Here is a 19,463-nt window from a genome sequence, read left to right as displayed (position 1 = left end):
ACCCCCGATGATCACGCGGTGGCCGTACGCGTTCCCAGCCGGGTCTCCCAGCATCGCGAAACCAGACTGGAGTACTAGAACCTGCTCGGGGTTCGGACAGGCGGGCCGGTCAGCTGCGGGGGCTGCTCCCGTCGTGGTAGCCGAGTTCGAGGTAGCGGGTGCGGGTGCTCCAGGAGCCGAGGTCGGGCGTGTCGGCCAGGATGTCGTGCCAGGTCCGGGCTCCGGGAACGGCCGCCTCGCCGGAGGTCACGGCCTTGTCGGAAGAGGCCACCTCGTCGTGTGCGGACAGCGGACTGCCGGGGCGTCCGGCCCAGAGCCGCACTCCGGACCGCGCCTCGGACTCGTGGACCGGCTCCCACAGGCGCACCGAGAACATGCGGGCGAGCTGGTTCGCGGCGATGATGCCGAACATGCCGCCCTCCGGATCCGCGCGGTCCAGGCGCTCGATGAGGGCCTGCCGCAGGATGTACATGTCCGGTGGCTGTACCTCGGGCTGGAAGCAGTACACGCGCCACTCCAGCCTGATCGAGCCGATGCGCGGCAGCTGTACCCGGGTGAGGGGGACGACCTTGCGCTCGCCGCCGGTCCAGATCAGCCTCTTGATGCGGCCCTGGTATCCGGGCTCGCTGAAGACCGTGACGTGGAGCCATTCCCTGCGTCCAGGCCGCCGGTTGTGCAGCAGGCCCGCGCCGGCGACGGCGCCGCCCACGGTGGCCAGGCCCGCCAGGAGAAATCTGGTCTTGCGCTTCATCGCATTGAACCTCGCTTCCGACGGGACGGGCGCCTCCATCATGCGTCAGCTACAGCACCTCCGCCCAGGTGCGGGCGAACCGTTCGTGCGCGGGTGCCAGGACGAGTGCGGGCGGAGTCGTCGGGGCGGGGCGCGGGGCCTTCGCGCCGGTGAGTTCCTTGCGGACGGCGCGGTGGTGGTCGAGGGTCCAGGTGTTCCAGCGGCGTACGGTCCGGTCGGCCGGGCGGTCGAAGGCGCTCCGAAGGTCCGACCACGGGGGCTTCAAGAGTCGCCGATTCAATATCGGAACGCTCAAAGAGGAAGACTTCTTCTTCGAGGCTACTAACAGGAGTAATCCGTGACGGTGATTGTGGAACGGCACGCCATTCCTACGGTCGACCAGCCGGTCACCGAGCGCCTGGCCGAGGAGTTCGAGACGAGCATTCAGAATCTGAATGCCTCGCCTGCGATCGTCGGCATGGCACTGAACGAGGCACTCCTGCAGGTTCAGGCGAACCAGGCCCTCAATCCTCGCGGCAACCGTTTCGCCACGTGGGATTCCACCGTCTCCGCCATGCAGGTGGGTACGGCGGCCTTTGCCGCCGCCTCCGTCACCGAAGGCTTGGTTGAGACGCGCATCGCACACGAGATACGCACCATCAAGGCCACGGGACCCCAGTTCTATACAAACGGCGGAAAATGGCTGACCACACTCTGGTTCGTCGTGATTTGCCGGGATCAGCCCCGCATGGACGCGATGTGCCAGATTCCGCTCGATCTCCTGCGGTCGTCCGGTGCCGAGGGCGACGAGTACGTCTACCACTGGGTGGACGCCCTGCAGACGTACTGGCGCGAGCAACCCGGGCTGCCGGAAAAACTGACGGCGGCCATCGAGCAGTCCCATCCGGACATCGCCACGATCACGCCGCGCGATCTGCTCCAGTGCGTGCTGTACCCACCAATCAACCTCTTCTATCAGTTCCTGCGCAAGGACCACGCCGGGTTCAACCAGGCGCTCGTGGAGGCTCTGGAACTTCACAAGGCGTACTGGAGTACGCCGGAGCGTTCGGGGGACATCGCGGGGTTCCTGGCCCTCGGGCCGCTGGCCATCGCATGCCTCGCGTACGACGCAGGCTTTCCCATCGAGGTCGAGTCCGAGTACCTGCCCGTCCGCCTTCTGGACCGTTCCTGGGTGGGCGAGTTCGACACGTGATGCCACCGGGCGGGTGGGCACGGAAGCGGATTCCAACCGGTCCGAGCGCGTGATTTATGCCGAGAGGATGGCGGAGCGACTCGGCGAGCGAATCACCTGCTTCGCCGCCAACAGCGCCAGTCGGCCGATCGCCGGGCTGGAGCTTCTCAGCGCCTGCGGGCCCGCGTAGAAGGCGCGAAACGGTTCCGCCGATTTCGTCGGCAGACCGTCATGCAAGATCGAGGCAAGGAGAAACGCGTTGGTCTCAATCATTCCCCGCCACCCCTTCCCCACGGAGCACGCGGAAGGGGGCATCGCCGTTCTCCAGGAGAGCGCCGACGGGTGGATCGACGGGCTGGAGGCGGACTCCACCGGGCTGGGCGAGGCCCTCGACACCTGCCTCATGCTGGCCAAAGCGCACTGCCTGCTGGACCCGCGAGGATCGATCTTCCCCACCTGGAACGCCTGGGTGAACGCGATGCAGCTCGGCTCCGCCGTGTTCGCCGCCGCGACCACGACCGAGGGCCACGTCCAGTGCCGCATCGCGCACAAGGACCGCACCCTCCAGGCCACCGGCCCGCAGCCGTACGTGGCCCCGGGCACCTGGCTCATCGCCTTCTACCTCGCCGTAGTGTGCCGGGAACGGGACAGGATCACGGCCCTGTGTCGGGTGCCCCTGTCCCTGCTGCGGGAGAACGGCGCACACTACAAGGAGTTCGATTACGCCTGGATCGACGCCCTCCAAACCTACTGGCTCGGCGGCGACGACCTCGGCTCGAAGCTGGTGGCCGCCGTCGGCGGCGCTGACTCGGACACCAGCGCCGACCAAGAGACAGTAAGCAAGATCCTCTACCCGCCGATGGAAATGTTCCACCGGGTCGTCCGCAACGACCACGCCGGTTTCAACCGCGCTCTCGCCGCCGCCCTCCAGTGGCACAAGGAGTACTGGTCCCACGAGGACCGGGCCGGCCTGGTCACGGGCCTCGTCGCGCTCGCGCCGCTCGCCATTGCCTGCTTCGCCCACGACGCGGGCATCCCCATCGAGGTCGAGTCCGAGTACCTGCCCGCCACCCTCCTGGGACGCAACTGGTGCGGCGAATTACCCACGTAGGGCACACATGACCACCGCCGTTCCCCGCCACGCGTTCCGTACGGACAACGCGGCCGAGGCCGTGGCGCCGTTCGTCGCGTCAGCCCAGGACGCAGTCGAGCCGGGCGGCCGGCGGACGCCTTCTCGTCGAACGGGGCGCCCCAGGCATGGCGCACGGCCTCGACGCCTCACTGCGAGCGGCGAGTTGACCGGCGATGTCTGCGGGGACGACGCCGGGCGGGCCGTCATCGGCACACAGCGCCACGTCATGGCTGAGCCAGCGTTGGCCGATTGACGAATTGCTGATTGCGCCAGCGATGCTCGATTGATAGGGATGATCACGCGAACAGTCGTTCGCACCGACCTGGGTCAGCTGCTGTGGCGTTGGAGCGGGTCATCGGCCGGTTTCAGCACGGCGCAACATGGGGGGCTTTTCGTGGTGGGGTGGGATATCAGGCCGCAGGGTGTGCAGGGGCAGTTGAGGGTGGTCGGTACGCATGCCGGTGATTTGCAGAAGGCTCTGACGGCGCTTTTGGCGACTGTGTCGGAGGCGGCTCAGGCGGCGGGTACGGCGGTGCCGGGTGCGCAGGCGGTCACACCTCTGCAGGGCCCGGTGGCTGTGGGGCAGGCTCCGTTGTCGCGTGCGGCGATGGGTCCGGTGGCTGCGGCTCTGGGTGAGTATCTGAAGGAGCGGGACAAGGACTTCCGGTCCATGGCCGAGCGGACCGAGGCTTCGGTGCTGGGTGCGGTGGAGGCCACGAACGCGTACTGCCGGGGTGATCTGGAGGCGGCCGAGCACGCGCAGAACGCCGCACGGTCCGTGCGTCTGGATCTCCTGCGCCACACCGGGGACCGGCGGTGAGCGGCCCCGGGCCGGTCGATCCGGTCGGCATACCGGTCTTCACCGGTGACCTGGCCTTGCTCGACACGAAGGTGACGGCGCTGTCGGGTCATGGCGCCGAGGTCGCGGAGGCTGCCGGTGATGTGCACCGCAGTTTCGGCGGGTTGAGTGCCTTCTACAAGGCGCCCGAGGCGGAGCAGTTGTTCGCGACGACTGCTCCGGTCGCGGCGACCGGGGCGGTGTTGAGTTCGGATCTGTGTGTCATCGCGGGTGCGCTGGGCACGTACTCGGACGATGCGTTTCCGCTGGTGGAGAAGCTCAAGGAGCTGAAGCGGGACGCGGTGGCCTTCCGGGTGAAGGTGGACGGTGACGACGAGTGGCGCGAGGACGGCGACCTGGTCGAGGAGAACAACCGGCGCCGCAATGAGATTGCCGAGGTGTGGGCCGCGTTCCAGGAGGTGGAGCGGGCCTGTCATGCCAAGATCGTCGCTCTGGTCGGCGGTACTGGGCTGAAGACCGGTGACGGCTCCGGCAAGCAGGGCACTTACGGGTATGACGCGGAGGCCCTCAAGCAGGCGAAGAGCCTGCCGTGGGGGGAGGCGGTCGAGGAGTCGACGCCTTGGTGGCAGGTGTGGGAGCACGCCTACGACTTCGGCAAGGGCTTCCTCGTCGACGGGGTCTGGGGCACTCTGAAGGGCCTGGGCACCCTGGCCGGTTTCGAGGGCGGGGACGCCGCGAAGGAGGCCTGGACCGGTCTGGCCAAGCTTGCCACCGGGCTTTCCCCCGCTGCCCAGCTCGTCCTGCACGTCCTGCCCGGCGACCACTCGGCCTGGATACGTGACTCGCGGACCGCGGTGAAGGAGACCGGCAAGGCCCTGATCGCCTGGGACCAGTGGGGCAGCAACCCCTCCCGCGCCGCCGGAGCGGTCACCTTCAACGTCCTGACCACCGTCTTCACCGGCGGCACCGGCGGCGCCGCAGCAGGCGCGGGCAAAGCCGGCCTCGCCGCCAAGGCCCTCTCCCTCACCAGCAAGACCGCCCGCGCCGTGGACCCCATGACCTACGTCTTCAAGGGCGCAGGCGCCGGACTGTCGAAGATCAGCGACGTGATGGCCGGGCTCAAGGGCATGGGCAAGTTCGAGGCCCCAACCATCAACGTGGACGGTGCGATCGCTCTCCCCGAGGGTGCCGTCCACCTCCCCGACGGAGCGATCCACCTCCCGTCGGGCTCGGCGGTTCCGGACGGGGCGATCAAGCTCCCTGACGGCAACATCAAGCTCCCCGAGGGCACCACCGCCTTTCCACCGGGCACGGTGAAGCTGCCAGGGGACGGCCCGTCGCAGTTCCTGGACCCTGACGGCAACATCTACGACGCCGCGGGCGACATCACCCAGCACGCGAAGGATGCCCCGACGGGCAAGCCGGACGCGGGCGCGGACGTGCCGAAGACCGACGCCCCGAAGGTGGACGCCCCGGCCACGGTCGGGGTCCCGGAGCGCGAACTGGTAGGCGTCGGCGGCCGCGGCGGCGACGACGCGATCCGCCTGGGCAGCGACATCTCCGACCCGCTCCGTAGGGGCGACGACACCCCGGGTGGCCACACCCCGGACCACGCCCCCGGCGGCCACGCGGGCGACCACATGCCCACGAACAACCTGGACAACAGCCCCCGCGACGGCCGTACCGACGGCCCCTCGGGCGCCGGTAACAGCGACGGTCCTCCCGACACCGGCAGTCACACGGACGGCCCCGGCGGTGGTCACCACGAGCCCCCGTCCACGGGCGGCGGCACCCATCTCCCGGAAAACCCTGGCACAGACGGCCTGGACGACGCAGCGCACGGCGCGGATGATGCGGCACAGCCGACGCACCCCTCGGGTGGTCGGCGACTGACCGCTGAAGAGATCAAGGCCAAGGAGGACGAATTCGTCCGGCGTGCGAACGACCCCGACAAGTCCTGGTTCGACCAGTACTACCGGGCGGATGGCCATCGCCACAGCATCCACACCAAGATCGACGGGGTTGAACTGCCCATCCTCGCGAAGGACAGCGACGGCTCCTGGATCTCCAAGAACGAGCTGCCCTCGGCCCCGTCGGAGATCAGGTACGGCCGCGACCCGCTCACCCGTGACAGCACCCCGGTCGACCACATCGACCACCTGGACGATGTCGCGAGGGGCCGGAAGGTCTCCGTGGACCTGTCCAACGCCGAGCGTGCGCACAAGGCCGCGCCGACCGAACAGACGTTGGCGGAAGTGGAGCGTGCGCGGAAACAGTTCATCGACCACTTCGACGATCAGACATCCAACAACAGCGGCTATTCCGAGCGCCTGGGCGAGGATGCCGCACGACTTCATGTGATACCCGAGCGGCTCAAGGGCTCGGTGGAGCAACCTCTGCCGAAGACGCCCAACGGGGCCAACATGTTCGACCAGTTGTACCGGCGGCCGGACGGGAAGCTTGTGATCATCGAGGCGAAGGCACCGAAGTCGGGGCTCATCTGGCGCAGAGGCAAGGGCTTCGCGGCAAAGTTTATGGTGCAGCAGGGCACCCGACATTATCTGTGGACCATCATCGCTGAGATGGAAGCCCGGCCAGCGCTTTCAGTTACCGATGCCGCCGGGAAGGTCTGGACCAATGCTGATCTAGTGGCTGAGCTGAAGCCTGCGCTCCGAGACGGAAATCTGGAGTATGCGATGGTGAAGGCCGTCGAGGGCAGGGGTTCGTACGCTGGAGCCGTTCTCGAGTACTTCAAGATATGAATCCAACAGGGGAGATCAGTGGTTACAAGCGTGTCCCGTCAGAGCTATCCGGTGGCTGCGATGGAGAAAGTTGTGCCGGTCATGGAGGGCTCCCTGGCCGATTCGCTGCAGACCATCGAAACCTCACATGACGCCAGGATCGGGTCGCTGACGACGTCCCTGAACGTGGCGCGCGTCCGTTGTGTCGGGGATCCGGACGCGGTGATGCTGGAGACCTGGGAGTCCTGGCTGTTGGCCATGCAGGTGCACTCGGCGGTTTTCGCCGCCACGTTCACCGATCGGGAGACCGTGACCTGCAAGATCCGCCAGGAGGAGCGGCAGCTCGCCGTCACCGGACCGCAGTTCTACCTCAATGCGGGGACCTGGCTCGACGCCTTCTTCCTGGCGCTGATCTGCCGGGAGACGGCCCGCCTCGACATGCTGGCGCGGGTGCCCTTGTCGCTGCTGCGTGACTGCGGTGGCGTGCTGGACGAGTACGTCTACTCCTGGGTGGAAACTCTCCAGAGCTTCTGGCTGCGGCGTGACGACGTCAGCCAGCACCTGGTGCGGGCCGTCGACCTGAGCGCTCCCGAGGCCACCCACATCCTCGACGCCGAGACCATGGGCAAGCTGGAGTACCCGCCGATCATGATGTTCTACCGCTACCTGCGCAACGACGCGGCGGGCTTCAACGAGGCGCTGAACGACGCCCTGCGCTGGCACAAGGAGTACTGGACGGCCGACGAAGACCGCACCCAGAACATCGAAGGGGTCGTGGCCATCGCCCCGTTGGCAGTGGCGTGCCTGGCGAAGGCCAACGGCATTCCGATCGAGGTCGAGTCCGGCTACCTGCCGAACGCCCTGCTGGACTTCGCCTGGCGCGGCGAATTCGACGCGTAGCCTCCAGCAGGAGCGACGCAGCGGACTCGGTCGCTCCCCGCCCTCCTTCCCCACGGGGAACACGGAGACGCTGTGGAGCTGGAGCCGGGCGGCCGGCGGACGCCTCCTCGTCGAACGGGGCGCCCCAGGCATGGCGCACGGCCTCGACGCCTCACTGCGAGCGGGCGAGTTGACTGGCAATGTCTGCGGGGACGGCGCCGGGCGGGCCGTCACGGCCGGGGAGGCGATCCGGCCTCCGCCCAGGCGCGGGCGAACCGTTCGTGCACAGGCGACGGGACGGCAGCCGGAGGCGTCGATGCGGGGCGCGGGGCCTTTGCGGCGGTGAGTTCCTTGCGGACGGCGCGGTGGTGGTCGAGGGTCCAGGTGTTCCAGCGGCGTACGGTGCGGTCGGCCGGGCGGTCGAAGGCGTGCAGCTGGAGGTGCAGGGCCGCCGCGTCGCGGCCGACGCCGAGGGACACGGCCACCTCATCCACCAGGGCCGGGACGCTGAGAAGCGGGTTGGCCTCGTACTGGCCCGGTGGGACCGGGGTGGCCTCCGAGCGGTCTGCCAGCGCGCGCAGGGCGGTGAGCTGGTCGGCGGGTATGTCCGTGAGTTGGTCGAGCAGCAGGCGGGCGCCCTTCGCGGCCGGGTCGCCGACGGGCCGCTCGGTGAACGCCCAGGTGAGAGCGGTGACGGCGGCTCGTATCCCGTCGGTGTCCAGGGGTGTTTCCCCCAAGTGCTCCGGGCGGCCGGTGAGCAGGGCGGTGGCCCATGTCTCGGGCAGGCCGTGGTCCTTCGCCAACGCGGCGGCATGGCTGCCGTCGTCGGCGTACGGGGCGGCGCCGAGCCGTCCGGACCACTCGGCGGCCATCCGGTCCGCGGCAGCGGTCACGCCTCCGGGGGCCCAGAGGTCCGCCGGGTCGGCGGGGACGGCGGCGGCGAGCACGGCGTGCAGGCCGGCGAGACCGAGACGTCCCTTCATCTCGTCGTACGCGTACGCCGTGGTCCGGTCGGCCTTGTACGGCTTGGCGCGGCACACCTTCAGGTGGGCCGCGTAGTCGTCGCTGCCCGCGGAGCCGTCGAGGACCAGGGCGGCGATCGCGCGCGGCACCCCCGTACGCCACCGGAACAGGTCCACGGCTTCCTCGGGCACCGGCAGCGGGCCGCGTTCGGCGAGCACGGCGAGCAGGCGTGGGATCCGGGTGGTGTCGTCGCCCGCCACGGTGCGGGTCTCGCACTCCTCGGCGCCGACCGGTGCCGGGTCGGCGGCCCGTTGGAGGAAGGGGGCGAGGTCACTGCGGACCGGGCCGGAGACCACCGGTACGCCGGAAGCGCGCAGTTCGGCGATCCGGGGCTCCGGGGCACGGCCGGTACGCCAGGTGGTGCCCGCTTCCGCGAACGGCTGGCGGCTCCACACGTCGAGCAGAGCGGTCAGTGCCTGCCGGTGCTCGTCCGGGGTGGCGGCGACGGCGGCCCGCCAGGCCACGGCGTCGGTCCGGCCGGTCAGTACCTCCCATTCGGACGGCGGGGCGGGCGGGGCGAGCACCCGTACCTCGTCGTCGATCTCGCCGCGCAGATAGCGGCCGTCGGCGGCGACCGCGGTGAGCAGGGCGGGATGCGGCTGCGGCGGCCGCTGCTCGTACCCCCGCAGCCGGGCCAGCAGGCCGTGCAGGGCGGGGACGAGCCGGGTGTCGGGCACCGGGTCGGGCAGCTCGATGACCGGTCCGGAGCGCATGACGGACACCCGGTGCGACAGCTCGCGGCGGCGGCGCAGCACGTCGGCGGCGAGCTGCGTGGCACGGGCGACGCCCTGCCGGATCCGGGGATCGGTCACCCCGGGCAGTCCGTCCCCGTCGCCGGACGACAGCAGCTCACGTACCGCCTCGTCGGTGACCGCGCGCAGGGCGCGGGAGGAGGGCTCGTCGCGCGGGGTGAGGAAGTGCCAGAAGGCGGGCGGCGGTACGGGCCCGGCCTGCTCGCCGAGGGTGGCGCGGACCGGCCCGCGGTGGCGGCTGTCGGCGAAGCCCCGGACCTGCCAGAGCAGCGAGTTGTCCTCGGCGGCATGGCAGCGGACGGTGGTGCTGCCGACCACGACGGCGTCCTCGCCGCCGGCCGGGAGAGCGAGGATGCCCCACGGGCGGCGGCCCCAGGCGGTGGTGCGGTAGGACGCGGTACGGCCATCGGCGGACTCCAGCACGAACTCGCGGGGCGAGGGACCGGCGTACGGGGTGCGGTGGTTGACCCGGCAGCCGGTGAGGCGGCCGTCCTGGCCGAGCGGGGACGGCGGGGCGCCGGGCGGCAGTTCGGCGAGGATGCGGTGGTCGGGGAAGGGCCTGGTGCCGTCCGGGAGCGTGTCGGGGTTGTGGAAGGCGGGCAGGGTGCGGTCGGCGGTGGGCACCCCGGTGGCGGGGTCAAGGCGGGCCCATCCCCTGCCGTGATCCTCGCTGAACACCTCGGTGCTCCAGAAGTCCCGGCCGTCGTACATCTGGTAGTCGCGGTGGCCGATGCCCGTGGTGTCGCCGGGGCGCAGCACGTGCTCGCCGTCGAACCGGCCGCTGCCGTCCGGGGTCTGGAACTGGTAGCCGAGGCCGCCCTGGATGCTGCCGCCGTAGGGGCGCAGTCCGTAGGTCTGCTCCGGCGCGAACGTGTCGGCGGGGCTGCCGGACCAGTACGCCGTACTGGCCCCGTGCTCGTCGCCCGAGCGCGTCCACGCGACGAGGAACTGGCCGCCGGCCCAGTGCACCGTGGGGCGGGCGGCGCCTTCCGGCAGCTCCAGGGTGTGCTCGCCGCGCCGTCCCCCGTGGTCGACGGCGAACGCGCGGTTCTCCCCGTACACGTGAGCACCGGCCAGGTGCAGGTGGTGTACACCATCTCGTCCGGCCGGAATTCGGCGAGGGCCTCCTCCAGCGCGGGCCAGCCCAGCTCCTCGGGCAGGCCGGAGCGCAGGGCGCGGGCCAGCGGGCCGGTGAGGTCCAGCGCTTCGAGCGCCTCCTCGATGCCGTCCAAAGCGATGGCGGTGGGCCGGTCGAGGAGGCCGTGCAGCTCCTCGACGGCCTCGTCGGCGGCGGCGAGCCCGCCGCCGCGCAGTCCGTCGAGCAGCTTCTCGATCCGGCCGTGCACCTCGGCCGCGATGCCCGGATTGTGCGGGAGCCGGCTGATGGCGGAGCCGCCACCGGACCGGAGCCCGGCGTGCACCGTGCCTTCGAGCCGGGAGCCGAACACGGGGTCGGCGGCGAGGGCCCTGAGGTCGCGCTGTGCGTCCTTGTCCCAGAACTCCAGGGAGATGGCGGGACCTGGGTCGTGGACCGGGATCCCCTCGGCGAGACAGACGTCGAGCAGGTCGGCGTCCAGATGCGGCCACTGGTAGCGGTCCTCGTGGAGCCGGACCGGGGTGCCGTCCTCCTTCAGCAGCCTCGCGAACCGGGCCACCAGGTCGAAGAGCTCGGCGGGCATGGCCTGGCGGGTCACCCCGCCAGCGGCGACGGTGCGGTGGGAGTACTGGGTGGCGTACCGCCGCAGCCACTCGCCGAGGCCGCCCTCCGGGCTGATCCGGCCGGCCGCGGCGGCGTCGGCGGCCCCGCAGCCCAGGAGCAGCCGCAGCCAGGCGGCCGCGTCGTTCTTCGATTCGGGGAACAGGTCGAGCAGGGCGGTGGCCCGGTCGTCGGCCGGCGGGTGCGCGGCGAGCGGGGCGAGCGCCGCGTCGAACAGCCGGTCCGGCACGGCCTTGCCGCGGGCGGAGGCGAGCACCTCGCCCAGCACCCGCGCCTCCTCGTCGGCGCCGAGCCCGGCCGCACGCGCGGAATCCCGGACCCGGCGGGCCAGATCGGCGGGCAGCTCGCCCGGCGACGCCGCCCAGACGGTCAGCAGCCGTACGAACTCGCGGTGCGCGTCCCCCGGTTCGAACACCTCGGCCAGCCAGGCCGGGACGCCGCTGAGCTCGGTGGCGGGAAGTGCGCCGAACCGGGCGAACAACTGAAGGTTCGCCCACCGCCAGTCGGGATCGACGGACAGACCGTGCGTACGCTCCGCAGCGCGCGCGTTCGCGTACGCGCGGGCGGCGGAACGGCGGTGCGTCTCCAGCATCCAGTGCCCGATGGTGTCCCAGAACCACGGCAGATGGGCCGCCGGCAACCCCCGCGCCAGGCGCCCCGCCTCGTCCACGAACCGACCGGGCTTCTCCCAGGATCTGCTCCGGCCGCGGCCCGCCTGCTCCAGCACGTCACGAGCACCGGCCTCGGCGCCGGGGACCCGGGCGCGCGCCCAGTCGACGTAGGTCTCGGAGATGCGGTGATCGGCCGGGAACGGAACGGGAGTTCCGGTGCTGCTGGGCATGTGTACCAGTCTGGCAGCCGGCACTGACTACGGGCCGACCCGTTGTCAGGGGCCGTGTGTCAGGGGCCGTGTGTAGGGTCCCGCCATGCCCGCCTTCCGCGACTTCAACTTCAAGCTGCTCGTCATCGAGAAGCTCATGTACCAGGACAAGACGCTCACCCCGGCCTTCAGCATCGATGCGTGCCTGCGGGCCAAGGGAATCGAGGACGCGCAGCTCTACGTCTTCGACAACGATCTCGACCACACGGTGCTCGACGAGGCCCGCGCCGACTTCGAGGCACTGGAGATCGGCGAGGAACTGCTCGCGACGGTGGACAGCTTGCTCGTGGACGGCGGGCACCAGGTGTACTACGAGTGCTCGCCGGTGTGGGACGGCGAGGACGACCTGTTCGACGTGGGCTCGCTCGACGACCTCGACTTGTTGCCGAACCTGCGGCGCATCGTGGGCGCCCGCAATTGCGGGCTGGGAGTCCCTTTCAAGGCCGAGATCCTCGAAGACCGGGGGATCACCGCCGACTGAGGCGCAAGCGCGTTCCCCTCCACCTTTGGTGACCCCCGGTCAAGTGATCGGACAACGTGTTCGGTCGGCTCGGCGCGGGCATGATCAACGGCATGAACGACGAGCCGGGCAGGATCCTCCGCTGGAACTTCTTCATCGGCGGCCACCTGAGTGCGTCGGTGCCCGTACGCCTCGTCGAGCGCACCGACGCCGGCCAGCTGGTGTGGATGGAGAGCGGCACGCCGATGTGGCGCACGAAGCTCCCGCGCGGGAGACATCTGCGGGACATCGCCCCGGACGACCGTCCCGCCGGCGGCTACCCGGTGGTCGCCGGCCGTTGGCCGATGGGCAACGCGCTCTTCTACCAGCCGACCGGCGCAGCCCACTCGGTCCTCTGGCTCTTCGGGCGTGGACGGAAGTTCCGCGGCTGGTACGTAAATCTGGAGCGCCGGACCCACCACGGCGACGACATCGACATCACCGACCACGAGCTCGACATCAACGTGGCACCGGACCGGACCTGGAAGTGGAAGGACGAGGAGTCCTTCGCCGAGAAGACCGGTCACCCCGTCTACTGGTCGGCGGACGAAGCGTCCGCGATCCGGGACGAGGGCGCCTCGGTTGTCCGACTCGCCGAGGCCGGAACGTTTCCCTTCGACGGGACCTGGTGCGATTTTCGGCCGCCGCCCACTTGGACGACGCCGCCCCGGCCGCCCGTTCCCCGTCACCCATTGCTCTGACCGCCCCCTGCTCCAGCCCGTCCCGGCGCGCTGACCAGGGAAGGTACACATTCTCGGCCGGGGTGGCGGGATGGCAGTCATTGCCCGGGGTCACACCCCGTGATACACAGAGTAACCATACATATTCGGTCACACACCATCTCGATCCGCGTGCCAGGGTTGGCCGGACCGGCCAAATGTGCGAGATCCGGGTAAAGAGAGCTGTCAAGCCGTCGTACGAAAGCAGTTTCATCAGCGAAGATAGAGAGCGACCCGTGCCATGTGGCAGGGGGAAACGAACTACCCAACAGGGGCGGTGACTTACATGATCCTGGCAGCTGAAAAGGGCGACATCACCACCATCATCGGCGGAATCGCCCCGAACTGGGGGCCGTTCGGGACCTTGGGCAACGAGGCCCGCGTAATGATCGAGGTCGTGATGGCCATCGCCATCCTGCTCTGCCTCGGCATCGCGGTCTGGGGTGCAGCGAAGCAGCGCATCGGCGCGACGGCACTGCGCGACACGTTCAGCGCGGAGCAGGGCAAGGGGCTGATCGTTGCCGGTTTGACCGGTGTGTTCATCATCGGATCCCTTGGAACCCTGTTCACCATCGTCTACGGAATGGCCGTCTGACCGGCTGTCATCCCATGCCAGGGGCAGTCCCGCCCACCCCCACACCATCCATCCGTCGTGCCCACCGGCAGAGGTTGCGTCCCCTGATGTCGAGTCACCACACCGCATCCGCGCGGAAACCCGCACGGCTACCGTCGTACTACCCGGTTCAGGCAACGGTTGAGGGGGCGTACGCGGCATGAACCTCGACGACGACAACGGCTACGGCAAGGGCTCGGGCCGTACAGACGATGCGTACAGCACCATCGGCGGTACGCGCCAGACCCGTACCCGGCTCCCCGACGGCGAGGGCGGCGACGGCTACGGCGCCCCCCGCCGGCCCGCCCGCACATCCCGCTCCATGGTCACGGTGGTCGGCGTGGTTGTCCTCCTGATCGCGGCCATCGCGTTCGCCAACATGGGCGGGGGGCGCGGGGACGCCGACAACGGCTCGGGAAGCGCGGGCAGCAAGCCGGGGTCGTCGTCCACGGCGGCCACGGGGACGAAGCCGGTGACGGGGAAGAACGGGTCGATCCCGTCGGGGTTCGCGCATGACGAACAGGGGGCGCAGAGCGCGGCGGCCAATTACGCAGTAGCGCTCGGCTCGGCCGACATGTTTGACAAGAACAGTCGTCGTGCTGTCGTCACCGCTGTATACGCCCCTGAGGTCGCGGCCGCTCGCCAGGGGGACCTTGACAAGGTGTACTCCGGACAGGAATTCCTCACCAGCATCGGGTTGAACGCTGACGGCACCGCGCCGGCAGGGTTGACGTTCATTTCACGCTCCAACCCGGCCGGCACCAAGATCGTGAAGTTCAACGGCGACTCCGCAAGTGTCGCCGTTTGGTACTCAGCCCTGTTCGGACTGGCCGGCGAGGGTTCCAAGAACCCGGTCTCTGAGAGCTGGTTCACCAACACCTTCGAGCTGTCGTGGATCGACGGAGACTGGAAGGTCACCGATTTCACGCAGAAGGACGGCCCCACACCCGTCGGCCGTGATCAGGTCGCTTCCCCTGCGGAAGAAATGGCCAACGCCGTGGAACAGTTCGGAGGGTTCACCTATGCCCGGTAAACGATCCAGCCGAGCCCTTTCGCTCACGGCGGCAACAGCAAGTCTGCAGGTCACTCTCGTACTGCTGGCCAGTCGCGCGTTCGCCGAGCCCTCTCCGAGCCCGTCACCCAGCAGTAGCAACAATGCGTGCGACCTGATCCGTGGCCCCGCCAAGGACTACTGCGAAAGAGGCGAGGCCGGCGCCTCCAAGAACGACCTGCCCTCCACCCTCGACAACTCCCAGGACCCCCTGACCTCCCTCGCCCGAGGCTGTGCCGACGCCGCCGCATGGATCGTCGGCAAGCTCAGCGAGGCCGTGAAGAGCACCGCCGACGTCGACTTCACGAACACCAAGTTCCTCCAGCAGTACGCGATCGTCTTCGCCGCCTCCACGGTCCTGACACTCGTTCTCTGGCTGCTCGCCGTTGCCAAGCGGGCGATCCGCGGCGTGCCGCTGACCACCGCGATCTCCGAGGCCATCGGGTTCCTCTGGCTGACGGTCCTCGCCTCCGCGTTCACCCCGCTGATCCTGTACACGGTCGTCTCCGCGACCGACGGCGTCACCGATGTCATCGCCACGTCCTCGGGCGGGCAGAGCGACGTCTTCTTCGGGTCGTTCGCCGAAGCCCTCAAGAAGGGTTCCGACATCGGCGGCGGGCCGATCATGCTGATCGTCGTCTCGCTCGTGTCGATCCTCGCCGCGGGCATCCTCTGGCTGGAGCTCGTCATCCGGGCCGCCCTGCTCTACGTCGGCGCCCTGCTCGGGACCGTCGTCTACGCGGGGCTCGTCGACAAGAACATGTGGGGCCACGTCCGGCGCTGGGCGGGCATCATGATCGCGGTGATCATGGTGAAGCCGGTCATCGTCGTCGTGCTCGGCCTGGCCGGTGCGCTCTCCCAGAACGACGGGCCGAACGCCTTCTCCGCCGTCGTGTCCGGTCTCGCCATCATCCTGCTGGCGATCTTCGCCTCCGCGATGATCTACCGTTTCGTCCCCGGTTTCGGCGACGAGATCCAGGGCGCCCGTACCAACCGCAAGCAGGCCACCGACGGCGCCCAGGCCGCCGCGCTGGTCAGCTCCCCCGCCGCTCTCGTCTCCCAGGGCATCAAGACGCACAGCAGCCGCAACGGCCAGGGCGGCGGCGACGGCGGCAACAGCGGAGGCAGGCCCGCCAACCCGGTCAGCGGCGGTGTCGCCGCGCACAGCTCCCGCAACTCCGGCGGGAGCGGAATCGGCGGTGGGTCCGTCCCCTCCGCCACGCCTCCGCCACGCAGCGGATCGGGGCCGGCCTCCGGCACCCCGCACGGCAGCCGCTCCCACCGAGGTGGCGGATCAGGCAGTTCAGGTAACAACAGCACGGGAGGTGGAGGGCGTTGACGACTCCGTCCCATACGATCGCGCCCCGCCGTACGTATCTCATCGGCCGCGCCCGGCCGAACGCGATCGTCGGCAAGAACCGCGAGACCGGCGAGATCGCCCTGATCATCGTCGGCGCGTTCCTCGGCATGATGAGCGGGCTGATCGTCCCGATCCTGTCCCTGCGGATCGTGCTGCTCACGGGCTTCCCCCTGCTCGCCCTGGCGATCGTGTACCTCCCGTACAAGCACCGCACCTTCTACAAGTGGTTCGAGATCAACCGCAGCTACAAGCGCTCCCTGCGCCGCGGTACGACCTACCGCTCCGCCGCCATGGAGGCGGGCGTCGGAGTCGACGGGCGCGAGGTCGAGATCGGACCGCCGCCCGGCATCGGCCGGATCAACTGGCTCGCCGCCCCCTTCGGCCCGGACGAGATCGCCGTGCTCCTGCACGCCGACCGGCGCACCGTCACCGCCGCGATCGAGATCGAGGGCCCCGGCGTCGGCCTGCGCGACAGCGAGGACCAGGAAGCGCTCGTCGACCGGTTCGGCACCCTGCTGAAGCACGTCGCCAACGGGGACGGCTTCGTGACCCGCATCCAGATGCTGGCCCGCACCCTGCCCGCCGACCCCGACGCGCATGCCAAGGACGTCGCCCAGCGCGGCGACAAGACCTCCCCGGGCTGGCTCCAGGAGTCGTACGACCAGCTCCAGTCCATGGTCTCCACCTCCAGCGAGCAGCACCGCGCCTACCTCGTGGCCTGCATGCACTACACCCGCGAGCTGGCCGCCGAGGCCAACGCCATGGCCCGCGCCGCCCGCCCCCAGGGCGGCCGCAGGCTCGACCGGGACGCGGGTCTCGCCGTCGTCATGGCGCGCGAGCTCACCGACATCTGCGCCCGCCTCGCCGAGGCCGACATCCGGGTCCGCCAGCCGCTCGGCCAGAGCCGGCTCGCCTCCCTCGTGCACTCGATGTACGACCCCGACCACCCCATCGACCACATCCAGGCCATGACCAAGCGCAACGCCTGGCCGGCCGAACTGGACGCGGTCGAGCCGACGTTCCTCCAGGCCAAGACCCGTGAGTCGGTCACCCGCGCCCCCTGGTGCCACTCCACGGCCTGGGTGAAGGAGTGGCCGATGACCCCCGTCGGCGTCAACTTCCTGGCCCCGCTCCTCGTCCACACACCCGATGTGATCCGTACGGTCGCGGTCTGCATGGACCTCGAACCCACCGAGGTCGCCATCGAGCGGATGCTCACCGAGAAGACCAACGACGAGGCGGAAGCCAGCCGTCAGGCCAAGATGAACCGCACCGTCGACCCCCGCGACATCGCCGCGCACGGCCGGCTCGACCAGCGGGGTGAAGATCTCGCGAGCGGCGCGGCGGGCGTGAACCTGGTGGGTTACATCACCGTGTCGTCGCGCTCGCCGGAGGCCCTTGCCCGGGACAAGCGGACGATCCGGGCCTCGGCCGGAAAGTCGTACCTGAAGCTGGAGTGGTGCGACCGCGAGCACCACCGCGCCTTTGTGAACACCCTGCCGTTCGCCACCGGCATCCGCCGCTGACGGCACAGCGACCGAGAGAAACGAAAGGGAGGTAGGTCACGCCATGCGAGATCCGCTGTCCGCGCTGTCGGACGCCTTCACCGCCTTCCTCTTCGGGAAGGTGGAGACGACCAGGCTGCCCGTCCGCACGTCCACGGGACAGGCCCAGGCCGTCTATCTGCCCACCGCGGCCCCAGGCCTCGGCGACTCCGGCGTGATCATCGGCCGCGAGGTCTACTCCGGCAAGGGCTACATCTACGACCCCTTCCAGCTGTACGGACAGCAGCTCCCCGCCCCGCACTGGCTGGTGCTCGGCGAGTCCGGCAACGGCAAGTCCGCGCTGGAGAAGACGTACGTGCTCCGCCAGCTCCGCTTCCGCGACCGCCAGGTCGTCGTCCTGGACGCCCAGGGCGAGGACGGCGTCGGCGAGTGGAACCTCATCGCCCAGGAGCTCGGCCTCACCCCGATCCGCCTCGACCCGACCGCCGCCCTCAACGGCGGCATCCGGCTCAACCCGCTCGACCCCTCGATCACCACCACCGGCCAGCTCGCCCTGCTCCGCACGATCATCGAGGTCGCGATGGGGCACGGACTGGACGAGCGGTCCGGCTTCGCGCTGAAGGTCGCCCACGCGTACGTCAACGAGACGATCACCGACCGGCAGCCGGTCCTGACCGACATCGTCGAACAGCTCCGTCACCCGGAGCCCGAGTCCGCCGAGGCGATGAACGTCGACATAGACGACGTACGGGCCTGGGGCCTGGATGTCGCCCTCGTCCTGGACCGGCTGGTCGACGGTGACCTGCGCGGCATGTTCGACGGGCCGACCAGCGTCGGTATCGACCTCGACGCCCCGCTGATCGTCTTCGACCTCTCGCACATCGACCGGAACTCGATCGCGATGCCGATCCTGATGGCGATCGTCGGCGTCTGGCTGGAGCACACCTGGATCAGGCCCGACCGGAAGAAGCGCATCTTCCTGGTGGAAGAGGCCTGGCACATCATCAACTCCCCCTTCGTGGCCCAGCTCTTCCAGCGCCTGCTGAAGTTCGGGCGCCGGCTCGGCCTGTCGTTCGTGGCCGTCGTCCACCACCTCAGCGACGTCGTCGACGGAGCGGCGGCCCGGGAGGCCGCGGCGATCCTCAAGATGGCGTCGACCCGCACGATCTACGCCCAGAAGGCCGACGAGGCCAGAGCGACGGGGCGCGTGCTCGGCCTGCCCCGATGGGCGGTCGAGATCATCCCGACCCTCACTCCGGGCATCGCGGTCTGGGACGTCAACGGCAACGTCCAGGTGGTCAAACACCTGATCACCGAAGCGGAACGTCCGCTGGTCTTCACCGACCGCGCGATGACCGAGTCCTCCGCCGCCGATCACCTCCCCGAGGACGAACGCGCCGCGGACCTGGAGGCGGAACAGCGCGCCGCACGGATCGAGCACCAACAACGGCTGAACGAGTCGTCCGAGTCAACGGTGGCATGACATGGCGGGGCGCCTTGAGGAACGTACCGGCGGCAGGGGAGACAACGGGAGCGGCGGTGGTATCCCGGACGGCCTGCTGATAGGGCTGTTGGCCTTCCTGCTCGGGCTGACGCTGCTTGCGTGGACGGCCACCGGCCTCGCCGGACTGTTCGCGCACGGCGCCTGGCCGGAGGGGGTCACGCTCGCCGAGACGCCCCTGTCGGTGCGCCGGCTCATCACCGCACCGGACGACCTCCCGGCCGCCTGGCCGAACACCCCGCCGGGCGAGCTCTCCGGGTACGGGCTCTTCTGGGGCCTGTTCATCGGCGAACTGATGGTGTTGCTGGTGCTGACGGTCTTCGTGCTGGGCGTGGTGGCCCGCTGGCGGGCGGTACGGGAGCGGCAGCGG

At 69.7% G+C, this 19,463-nt stretch carries 17 protein-coding genes and 1 pseudogene; 14 read left to right on the top strand and 4 right to left on the bottom strand.

Annotation, left to right across the window (positions count from 1 at the left end; all coding sequences use genetic code 11):
• Positions 1-109 precede the first annotated feature (109 nt).
• A complete protein-coding gene (locus IE107_RS33390) occupies positions 110-751 on the bottom strand; it encodes a hypothetical protein (RefSeq protein ID WP_189548096.1) in 642 nt (213 codons plus the stop codon).
• Between the two features lie 49 nt (positions 752-800).
• Positions 801-1,016: a hypothetical protein gene (locus tag IE107_RS33385; RefSeq protein ID WP_189548095.1), complete on the bottom strand. Its 216-nt coding sequence runs from the start codon at positions 1,014-1,016 to the stop codon at positions 801-803.
• A 72-nt stretch (positions 1,017-1,088) separates the two neighbouring features.
• On the opposite strand from IE107_RS33385, the gene IE107_RS33380 reads away from it, so the two are divergent.
• The gene (locus IE107_RS33380; protein ID WP_229867452.1) at positions 1,089-1,943 is read left to right on the top strand and encodes an immunity 49 family protein; all 855 of its coding nucleotides are present in this window, start codon (positions 1,089-1,091) and stop codon (positions 1,941-1,943) included.
• 54 nt (positions 1,944-1,997) lie between these two features.
• Here IE107_RS33380 and IE107_RS33375 read toward each other — a convergent pair whose 3' ends face one another.
• Positions 1,998-2,195 (bottom strand): hypothetical protein, encoded by a 198-nt coding sequence (locus tag IE107_RS33375; RefSeq protein ID WP_189548094.1) that lies wholly within the window; start codon positions 2,193-2,195, stop codon positions 1,998-2,000.
• Between IE107_RS33375 and IE107_RS33370 the strand changes: the two genes are divergently transcribed.
• The 4 genes from IE107_RS33370 to IE107_RS33355 all read left to right on the top strand — a co-directional run bounded on the left by IE107_RS33370 (position 2,182) and on the right by IE107_RS33355 (position 7,494).
• Positions 2,182-3,033 (top strand): immunity 49 family protein, encoded by an 852-nt coding sequence (locus IE107_RS33370; RefSeq protein WP_189548093.1) that lies wholly within the window; start codon positions 2,182-2,184, stop codon positions 3,031-3,033. The genes IE107_RS33375 and IE107_RS33370 overlap by 14 nt on opposite strands.
• A gap of 415 nt (positions 3,034-3,448) precedes the next feature.
• A complete protein-coding gene (locus IE107_RS33365; protein WP_189548099.1) occupies positions 3,449-3,874 on the top strand; it encodes a DUF6507 family protein in 426 nt (141 codons plus the stop codon).
• Positions 3,871-6,615: a hypothetical protein gene (locus tag IE107_RS33360; RefSeq protein WP_189548092.1), complete on the top strand. Its 2,745-nt coding sequence runs from the start codon at positions 3,871-3,873 to the stop codon at positions 6,613-6,615. Before IE107_RS33365 ends, IE107_RS33360 begins: the two co-directional genes overlap by 4 nt.
• Before the next feature lie 60 nt (positions 6,616-6,675).
• Positions 6,676-7,494, top strand: coding sequence for an immunity 49 family protein (locus IE107_RS33355; protein ID WP_229867451.1), 819 nt, complete (start codon positions 6,676-6,678; stop codon positions 7,492-7,494).
• A gap of 209 nt (positions 7,495-7,703) precedes the next feature.
• Here the strand turns inward: IE107_RS33355 and IE107_RS33350 are convergent, their stop codons facing one another.
• The gene (locus tag IE107_RS33350; protein ID WP_189548091.1) at positions 7,704-10,310 is read right to left on the bottom strand and encodes a hypothetical protein; all 2,607 of its coding nucleotides are present in this window, start codon (positions 10,308-10,310) and stop codon (positions 7,704-7,706) included.
• A 200-nt stretch (positions 10,311-10,510) separates the two neighbouring features.
• On the opposite strand from IE107_RS33350, the gene IE107_RS33345 reads away from it, so the two are divergent.
• The 9 genes and pseudogenes from IE107_RS33345 to IE107_RS35550 all read left to right on the top strand — a co-directional run.
• Entirely contained in the window at positions 10,511-11,833 is a 1,323-nt protein-coding gene (locus IE107_RS33345) for a hypothetical protein (protein ID WP_189548090.1), read from the top strand.
• Positions 11,834-11,891: 58 nt separating this feature from the next.
• Positions 11,892-12,326, top strand: coding sequence for a DUF6892 domain-containing protein (locus IE107_RS33340; protein ID WP_189548089.1), 435 nt, complete (start codon positions 11,892-11,894; stop codon positions 12,324-12,326).
• Positions 12,327-12,418: 92 nt separating this feature from the next.
• Complete coding sequence (locus IE107_RS33335; protein ID WP_189548088.1) at positions 12,419-13,045, top strand: ribonuclease FAU-1 family protein; 627 nt, start codon at positions 12,419-12,421, stop codon at positions 13,043-13,045.
• A 304-nt stretch (positions 13,046-13,349) separates the two neighbouring features.
• On the top strand, positions 13,350-13,658 hold the full coding sequence (locus tag IE107_RS33330) for a DUF8827 family protein (RefSeq protein ID WP_018101695.1): 309 nt from the start codon (positions 13,350-13,352) through the stop codon (positions 13,656-13,658).
• Between the two features lie 178 nt (positions 13,659-13,836).
• Entirely contained in the window at positions 13,837-14,709 is an 873-nt protein-coding gene (locus IE107_RS33325; RefSeq protein ID WP_189548087.1) for a DUF8175 domain-containg protein, read from the top strand.
• Positions 14,699-16,066 (top strand): hypothetical protein, encoded by a 1,368-nt coding sequence (locus IE107_RS33320; protein ID WP_189548086.1) that lies wholly within the window; start codon positions 14,699-14,701, stop codon positions 16,064-16,066. Before IE107_RS33325 ends, IE107_RS33320 begins: the two co-directional genes overlap by 11 nt.
• Positions 16,063-17,613 (top strand): SCO6880 family protein, encoded by a 1,551-nt coding sequence (locus IE107_RS33315; RefSeq protein WP_189548085.1) that lies wholly within the window; start codon positions 16,063-16,065, stop codon positions 17,611-17,613. Before IE107_RS33320 ends, IE107_RS33315 begins: the two co-directional genes overlap by 4 nt.
• 43 nt (positions 17,614-17,656) lie before the next feature.
• Entirely contained in the window at positions 17,657-19,075 is a 1,419-nt protein-coding gene (locus tag IE107_RS33310; protein ID WP_189548084.1) for an ATP-binding protein, read from the top strand.
• A gap of 1 nt (position 19,076) precedes the next feature.
• Positions 19,077-19,463: pseudogene (locus IE107_RS35550) on the top strand (type VI secretion protein); the annotation flags it as partial.

This window comes from Streptomyces gelaticus, from assembly GCF_014649535.1.
GTDB lineage: Bacteria > Actinomycetota > Actinomycetes > Streptomycetales > Streptomycetaceae > Streptomyces > Streptomyces gelaticus.
The sequence above is the reverse complement of the archived record's forward strand: the minus strand, read 5'-3'. Positions and strand labels throughout refer to the sequence as shown.

Excerpts from the sequence above, each read along its gene's own strand:
- IE107_RS33340 (WP_189548089.1), top strand. The coding sequence starts at position 11,892 with ATGCCCGCCTTCCGCGACTTCAACTTCAAGCTGCTCGTCATCGAGAAG.
- IE107_RS33375 (WP_189548094.1), bottom strand. The coding sequence starts at position 2,195 with ATGATTGAGACCAACGCGTTTCTCCTTGCCTCGATCTTGCATGACGGT.
- IE107_RS33325 (WP_189548087.1), top strand. The coding sequence starts at position 13,837 with ATGAACCTCGACGACGACAACGGCTACGGCAAGGGCTCGGGCCGTACA.
- IE107_RS33355 (WP_229867451.1), top strand. The coding sequence starts at position 6,676 with ATGGAGAAAGTTGTGCCGGTCATGGAGGGCTCCCTGGCCGATTCGCTG.
- IE107_RS33330 (WP_018101695.1), top strand. The coding sequence starts at position 13,350 with ATGATCCTGGCAGCTGAAAAGGGCGACATCACCACCATCATCGGCGGA.
- IE107_RS33390 (WP_189548096.1), bottom strand. The coding sequence starts at position 751 with ATGAAGCGCAAGACCAGATTTCTCCTGGCGGGCCTGGCCACCGTGGGC.
- IE107_RS33310 (WP_189548084.1), top strand. The coding sequence starts at position 17,657 with ATGCGAGATCCGCTGTCCGCGCTGTCGGACGCCTTCACCGCCTTCCTC.
- IE107_RS33320 (WP_189548086.1), top strand. The coding sequence starts at position 14,699 with ATGCCCGGTAAACGATCCAGCCGAGCCCTTTCGCTCACGGCGGCAACA.
- IE107_RS33335 (WP_189548088.1), top strand. The coding sequence starts at position 12,419 with ATGAACGACGAGCCGGGCAGGATCCTCCGCTGGAACTTCTTCATCGGC.